The organism is Acidovorax sp. Root217, from assembly GCF_001428645.1.
Taxonomy (GTDB): Bacteria; Pseudomonadota; Gammaproteobacteria; order Burkholderiales; family Burkholderiaceae_C; genus Acidovorax.
Genome location: NZ_LMIH01000012.1, coordinates 687,041 through 693,551, shown reverse-complemented (window position 1 = coordinate 693,551; position 6,511 = coordinate 687,041). Strand labels below are relative to the sequence as shown.

The following is a 6,511-nucleotide window of genomic DNA, read 5'->3' as shown; positions in this document are numbered from 1 at the left end:
AGTGCCCCCGCGCAAGGGCCGCCCCGCCGCGCTGGGGGCGTCCCCCTCCCGACTCGCGCAGCGAGTCGAGAGAGGGGGAAGGCGCGAAGCGACTCAGGGGGTGTTTCATTTCAAAACGCGGCCTGGGCCGACAGGTAATAGCCCGTCTGGCGCCGGCCCTGGGTAACGCCGGGCACGATGCGGCCCAGGTCCACGTAGGCCAGTGTGAGCGACAGGTGCTTGCTCGGGGCCCAGGCCACGAAGAGGTCCTTCCAGTCGTCCTCGCGCAGCCCGGCGCCCAGACCCGCTGAAGCGCCCAGCGCCTGCAGGTTGTTGGGCTTGAAGCGGTATTCAGCCCCTACGGCAACGTTCTTGCTCACCAGGTACGCTACCGAAAACTCGGGCTGCAGGCTGCGGCCGTTCTTGCCGGGCGCGGCAGAGCCGAAGCCCAAAAGCCCGTTCTGGTTGGCATTGGTGGAGCGCAGCGTGGCATTGACCAGCAGGCTCTGGGCCAGGAACAGCTTGGTGGCACTCACGTACAGATCGGTGCCGCTGTCTTTCACGCCCAGGAAGTTGTAGACCGACTGGATGGAGCCGGGGCTGGCCCGCTTGTGCTCGATGCCCACCGCGATCTGCGGCATCCAGGTGTCGGCGTCGAGCACGGCGTCGCCTGCGACCTTGACCTTCAGGCCCACCACGTCCATCTTGATGTGCTGGCCCGGCGTGACGCCGAAGGCGGCGACCCCATTGAGGGCGAGTGCTGGCGAGGCATCGAAATCCTGCCGTGCCAGTGACAGTTCGACCCGGTCGTACAAGCCTACCGCCACGCCGTAGCCGGTCAGGCTGTAGTCCTGGGTGCCGGCACGCGTGGCGTAGCCGCTGAAGCCGACTTCGCCCTGGGTGGCATTGCTGCCGATCACGGCCCAGGGAGTGAGGCCGCCACCGGCCGAGCCGGCAATGGTGCTGACGCCGCCGGTCAAAAGCAGCTTGCCGGTGTCGGCGCGGGCGGCGCCGGCCACCGCGACAAGGCCGATGCCCAGGCCCAGGGCAAGCGCCCGGGCCATGGGCGAAAGGGAGGAAGGAGGCAGTGTTTTCATCGGGGCGTCTCCGGGGATGTCGGTGCTGTCAGCAGATGTTGCACCTTCCATTACGCACCGTGTTCACGGCTGGATGCAACAAAAAGCATCTGCCCTCAATTTTTGCGGAAAAACCACGCTGCCGCGCCAGCCGCCCAGTCGGTTGGGCCGTTGCGCCGCCTACAGCATGCGCTGGATCAGCTCGCCCTTGAACAGCACAGGCCCCGTGGGGCCGCCCGCGCTGGGCACGCCTCCGCGCGGCTCCAGGCTGATGGCCAGGGCCGGCACCTGGCGCACGTCGGCTTCGCCGGCCGTCAGGTTGAGCAGCTTTTCCTGGCCCAGCACGCCCAGCGAGCGCGGGCCGCCCGCTGGCGGCAACGCCCACAGCTGCAGCGACTTGTCCGCCCCCTCCTGGAAGCCGCCCACGCGTTGCAGCACCAGCTGGTTGTTCTTGGGGTCGAAGGTCACCAGCATGGAGGCAGCGGCCTTGTCATCGGCCAGCACGGCCACGTACTGGATGTGCGGCGTGGCCTGCAGTTGCTGGCGCAGCTCGGCAATCTGGGCACCGGTGCTGGCACGCAGCCCGCCATTGACCTGCACGCCGACCACCACGGCCACCAGCGTGGCAAGGGCCCCCGCTGCCGCGGCGCCACGCCACAGCAGCAGGCTGCGCAGCCAGCCGCCGGGCCCGACAGCTCCTGGCAAGGCCGGCTCCTGGCTCGCCAGGCGCGCGGCCTGCATGGCCTGGGCCTGCCGGTCGGCCTGCACCAGGTTGTCGATGCGTTTCCAGACGGCCGCATCGGGCTGGGCCAACTCCTGCAATTCAGCCAGGCCCGACCAATGGGTCTGCCACACCAGGGCGGCAGCACGCACCGCCGCGTGCTCGCGGGCCAGGGTTTCGAAGCGGCGGCGTGCGCCGCCGCGCAGGGTGCCCAGCGCGTAGCTCGCCGCCAGGCGGTCGAGCAGTTCGGGGTGTTGGGTAATGTTCATGGTGCCCCCTCAGATGTAACGGGCCATGCACTGGCGCAACTGCTCCAGGCCACGTCGGATCCAGCTCTTCACAGTGCCCAGGGGCAGTTGCAGCTGCTCGGCCAGTTCGCTGTGGCTCTGGTCGCGCAGGTAGGCCAGGCTCACCACCTCGCGCTGCTTGTGTTCGAGCTTGCCCAGGCACTGGTGCAGTGCAAAGGCTTGCTCGCTGGCCTGGGTCACGTCCATGGGGTTGGGCGAATCGCCCTCCAGGGTCTGCGCCATCTCGTCGTCGAACTCATTGGTGAGGTCGCTGCGCTCGGAGCTGCGCTTGCGCAGCGCGTCCAGGGCGCGGCTGCGCACGATCAGCCCCATCCAGGCCATGGGCGGGCTCAGCGAGGCACGGTAGTTGCCCGCCCCGCGCCAGATGCTCAAAAATGCTTCCTGCAGCACATCTTCCGCCACGTCGCGGTGGCGCACGATGCGCAGCGCCAGGCCGAACAGCTTGGACGAGGTGCTCTCGTACAAGGCTTTCAGCGCGGAGTCGTCCTGCGCGGCGATGCGGTCAAGGAGGTACATCAGTTCACTGTCTGGGGTGAGGGTGCTCATGCGCCGATTGTGTGGGAAAGGCCGGAAGTCACGTAGGAAGTTCCAGGTGGTCTGCTGTGGATACGCCACAAACCGGCGTCTGGATGCACTGGCGGGTCTTTGTGCCCCCGGAAAAGCCCCACCATGCGAACAGCACGCCCTGGCTGCATCCAATGGGAGGCCTGTTGCGTATAGAGCTGGCACGGCAAAGGGCGGCGCCTTGCAGCCGCCGCCCCTTCTCACCATCGACCCCCTTGGCCTCATGAACAACAGCATCCCACCGAACTCCCATGCCCCCTTCACGCCACGCCCCGGCATCTGGCAGGGACGCAGCCATGCGGCGTGATGCGAAAGGGGTGATCGCGGCTTTGGCCGCCAGCGTGCTGTGGATGGCCAGCGCCAGCACATCCGCCCAATCGGTGGAGCGCGGGCGCGCCGTGTACAAAGAACACTGCGCGGGCTGCCACAGCGTGGACGCGCACCGCGAAGGCCCGGCCCACCGGGGCGTGGTGGGCCGCCGTGCGGGTGCCCTCAAGGACTACGAGTATTCACCCGCGCTGCAGAGCAGCAAGCTGCTGTGGACGCGGGCTACACTCAAGGCCTGGCTGACCGACCCCGAGGCCCTGATCCCGGGCCAGGCCATGGACTACAGCCTGGACAACGCGCAGGAGCGCGAAGATGTGGTGGCCTACCTGGCCACGCTGAGGCGGCTGACGGCCGTGCCTGCCCCCTGACATGGAACCCCGCTACCACTGGGCGCAGATGCCCACCAGCCCCGCCAGCACCAGGGCCAGGCCGATGCCTTCGGTGCGCGACAGGCTTTCGCGGAACATGTGGCGCGACACCAGGTAGCTGAACAGCACCTCGACCAGGCCCAGCGTTCGCACGTCCGACGCCGGGCGCATGGCGTAGGCCGTGAACCAGGCAATGGACGCCAGCGCCCCCATGGAGCCCGCCACCACCGACAACCGCCAGGCCCGCGCAATCGCTCCGGCCACGCCGGGCTGGCGCGCCAGCAGCCAGCCGCCCAGCACAATGCTTTGCAGCAACTGCGCCCAGAACACGCCCCAGGCGCCGGCTACCCAGGGCGCCACGCCATCGCCCAACGCCAGCGACGCCCCGCGGAACCCCACGCTGGCAAGGGCAAAGCACGCACCCGAGGCCAGGCCATAGGCGACCAGCTTGCTGCCGCCGCCCTCACCGGCCCGCAGCGTGCGCCAGCCGCCCGCAGGCAGCGACAGCAGCACCACGCCCAGCGTGGCGACGGCCATGGCGCCAAAGGCCAGCGGGCCCGGCAGCTCCTGCAGCAGCACGGCCGAGAACAGCGCGACCTGCAGCACCTCGGTCTTGGAATAGGCCACCGCAAGCACGAAGTTGCGCTCCTTCATCGCCAGCAGCAGGAAGGCCGTGGCACCCACCTGCGTCAGCGCGCCCATGACCAGCCAACTTGCATAGGGCAGTGAAAAGTGGGGAACCGGGTAGCCCGCGCCCACCCAGGTGAGCCCCGCCACCCAGGCCGTGGCCAGCGGCAGCCCGTAGAGAAAGCGCACCAGCGTGGCGGCCAGCGTGCCCAGCTCGGTAGTGACCGAGCGCTGGGCCGCGTTGCGCGCCGTCTGCGCGAGCGCAGCCCAGAGGGTGAGGGGAATCCAGGCCCAGGCCATCCATGAAAGCGTCATGTGTCGGTTATAGCGCGCTGCCGAGGCGCCCAGCCCACTCCAAAGGACACGGCGGCCATGCAGGCTGGAGAAGGCCCGCGAGCTTGCCGGGCGGCTACACCGGGTACGTGCCCGGCAGCAGGATCGAGCGGTCCACCGTGTTGATGTTGGTATGGCCGCAGAAGGCCATGGTGATATCGAGTTCCTTCTGGATGATCTGCAGCGCGCGGGTCACGCCGGCCTCGCCGAAGGCGCCCAGGCCGTAGAGGAAGCTGCGGCCGATCAGCGTGCCTTGCGCGCCCAGGGCGCGGGCCTTGAGCACGTCCTGCCCGCTGCGGATGCCGCCGTCCATCCAGACCTCGATGTCCTTGCCCACCGCCTGGGCGATGGCCGGCAGCGCGGCGATGGATGAAGGCGCCCCGTCGAGCTGGCGCCCGCCGTGGTTGCTGACGATCAGCGCATCGGCCCCGCTGTCCACGGCCAGGCGTGCGTCCTCGGCGTCCATGATGCCCTTGAGCACCAGCTTGCCGCCCCAGCGCTTCTTGATCCACTCCACGTCGCCCCAGTTGAGCTCTGGGTCGAACTGCTCGGCCGTCCACGAGGACAGCGACGACAGGTCGCCCACGCCCTTGGCATGGCCGACGATGTTGCCGAAGCTGCGGCGCTTGGTGCCCAGCATGCCCATGCACCACTGCGGCTTGGTGGCCAGGTTGATGAGGTTGCGCAGGGTGGGCTTGGGCGGGGTGGACAGGCCGTTCTTGATGTCCTTGTGGCGCTGGCCCAGGATCTGCAGATCGAGCGTGAGCTGCAGCGCCGAGCAGTTGGCGGCCTTGGCGCGGTCGATCAGGCGCTCGATGAAGTCGCGGTCGCGCATCACGTAGACCTGGAACCAGAAGGGGTGGCGGCCGGTGTTCTCGGCAATATCTTCGAGCGAGCAGATGCTCATTGTGGACAGCGTGAACGGGATGCCGAAGGCCTTGGCCGCGCGCGCACCCAGGATCTCGCCATCGGCATGCTGCATGCCCGTGAGGCCGGTGGGCGCAATCGCCACGGGCATGGCCACGTCCTGGCCGAGCATGGTGGTGCGGGTGCTGCGCCCTTCCATGTTGACGGCCACGCGCTGGCGCAACTTGATGCCCTGGAAGTCGGCCGTGTTGGCGCGGTAGGTGCCTTCGGTGTACGAGCCTGAATCGGCATAGTCATAGAACATGCGCGGCACGCGGCGCTGGGCGATGGCGCGCAGGTCTTCGATGCAGGTGATTTTGGACAGGTCAGGCACGGGGTCCCCTTGTTATGAATGCAGCGCATCGTAGCCCCGCCGCAGCCGGGGCAGCATGAAGGCTTTTGCGCGTGCATTGAAATTTTTGCATGGCGGCTCACCGCCGGGCGAGTGCCACGCCAGCGATGGCCACCACAAAGCCCGCGAGCTGGATGGCCGAGAGCGTCTCGCCAAAGATGAACCAGGCCTGCAGCGCCGACAGCGGCGGCACGGCCAGCAGCAGGGCCGTGGTGCGCGTGGCCTCGCCCCGGCGCATGAGCCAGATCAGCAGCGTGGCCCCGCCAATGGACAGCACCAGCACCGAGAACGCCAGGTAGCCCCAAAGCGCGGCCGAATTGTCCCAGTGCGGCTGGCCGACCGCGCCCGCCATGGCCAGCAGCACCGCCACGGCACCGATGTTCTGCACGGCACTGGCACTGCGCAGGTCGTCGCCCGCGGCCAGCGGCGACTTCTGCACCATGGAGCCCAAGGTGAGCGAGAAGATGCTGCCCGCCGCAACCAGCACCACGGGCAGCGACAGCGCGCTGGCATCGGCCGCCTGCAGCCGCGGCAGCAGCACCATGCCCACGCCGCCAAAGCCCAGGGCCAGCCCGCCCCAGGTGGTGGGCGATAGGCGCTTGCCGAGCACCGCCACGGCCAGCAACGCAGTGAACAATGGCTGCAACGCCCCGATGAGCGACATGATGCCCGCCGCCAGTCCCCGCGACATGGCCCACCAGCTGGGCCCCAGGTACAGCCCGCTCATGAGCGCGCCGGCCAGCAGGTGCATGGCGATGCGCCGCCATCCCTTGGGCCAGGCGGCCCGCACCCAGAGTGCCGCACCGATGAAGGCAACAGCCACACAGGCAAAGCGCAATGCCAGGAACCAGAAGGGGTCTGCATGGCTGGCCACGCCGCGCCCCGCAAGAAAGCCCGTGGACCAGATCAGGACGAACAACACCGGGGCGAGCGCATGCATGGGAGGCGAG

7 protein-coding genes are annotated in these 6,511 nt (G+C 68.7%); 1 reads left to right on the top strand and 6 read right to left on the bottom strand.

Features of this window, described 5'->3' with window-relative positions:
* Positions 1–110: 110 nt before the first annotated feature.
* The 3 genes from ASE31_RS13195 to ASE31_RS13185 all read right to left on the bottom strand — a co-directional run bounded on the left by ASE31_RS13195 (position 111) and on the right by ASE31_RS13185 (position 2,630).
* Positions 111–1,043 carry a DUF3034 family protein gene (locus ASE31_RS13195; RefSeq protein WP_082604137.1) on the bottom strand — a complete coding sequence of 311 codons (933 nt, stop codon included), beginning with the start codon at positions 1,041–1,043 and terminating at the stop codon, positions 111–113.
* A 192-nt stretch (positions 1,044–1,235) separates the two neighbouring features.
* Complete coding sequence (locus ASE31_RS13190; RefSeq protein WP_057202065.1) at positions 1,236–2,045, bottom strand: anti-sigma factor domain-containing protein; 810 nt, start codon at positions 2,043–2,045, stop codon at positions 1,236–1,238.
* 9 nt (positions 2,046–2,054) lie between these two features.
* Positions 2,055–2,630, bottom strand: a complete 576-nt coding sequence (locus ASE31_RS13185) for an RNA polymerase sigma factor (protein WP_057202064.1) — start codon at positions 2,628–2,630, stop codon at positions 2,055–2,057.
* 314 nt (positions 2,631–2,944) lie between these two features.
* Between ASE31_RS13185 and ASE31_RS13180 the strand changes: the two genes are divergently transcribed.
* Positions 2,945–3,343, top strand: a complete 399-nt coding sequence (locus ASE31_RS13180) for a cytochrome c family protein (protein ID WP_057202063.1) — start codon at positions 2,945–2,947, stop codon at positions 3,341–3,343.
* Positions 3,344–3,355: 12 nt separating this feature from the next.
* Here ASE31_RS13180 and ASE31_RS13175 read toward each other — a convergent pair whose 3' ends face one another.
* From ASE31_RS13175 to ASE31_RS13165, 3 genes are all read right to left on the bottom strand, one after another.
* Positions 3,356–4,285, bottom strand: a complete 930-nt coding sequence (locus ASE31_RS13175) for a DMT family transporter (protein ID WP_057202062.1) — start codon at positions 4,283–4,285, stop codon at positions 3,356–3,358.
* Positions 4,286–4,379: 94 nt separating this feature from the next.
* On the bottom strand, positions 4,380–5,543 hold the full coding sequence (locus ASE31_RS13170; protein ID WP_057202061.1) for an alpha-hydroxy acid oxidase: 1,164 nt from the start codon (positions 5,541–5,543) through the stop codon (positions 4,380–4,382).
* A gap of 97 nt (positions 5,544–5,640) precedes the next feature.
* On the bottom strand, positions 5,641–6,501 hold the full coding sequence (locus tag ASE31_RS13165) for a DMT family transporter (protein ID WP_057202060.1): 861 nt from the start codon (positions 6,499–6,501) through the stop codon (positions 5,641–5,643).
* Positions 6,502–6,511: the final 10 nt, after the last annotated feature.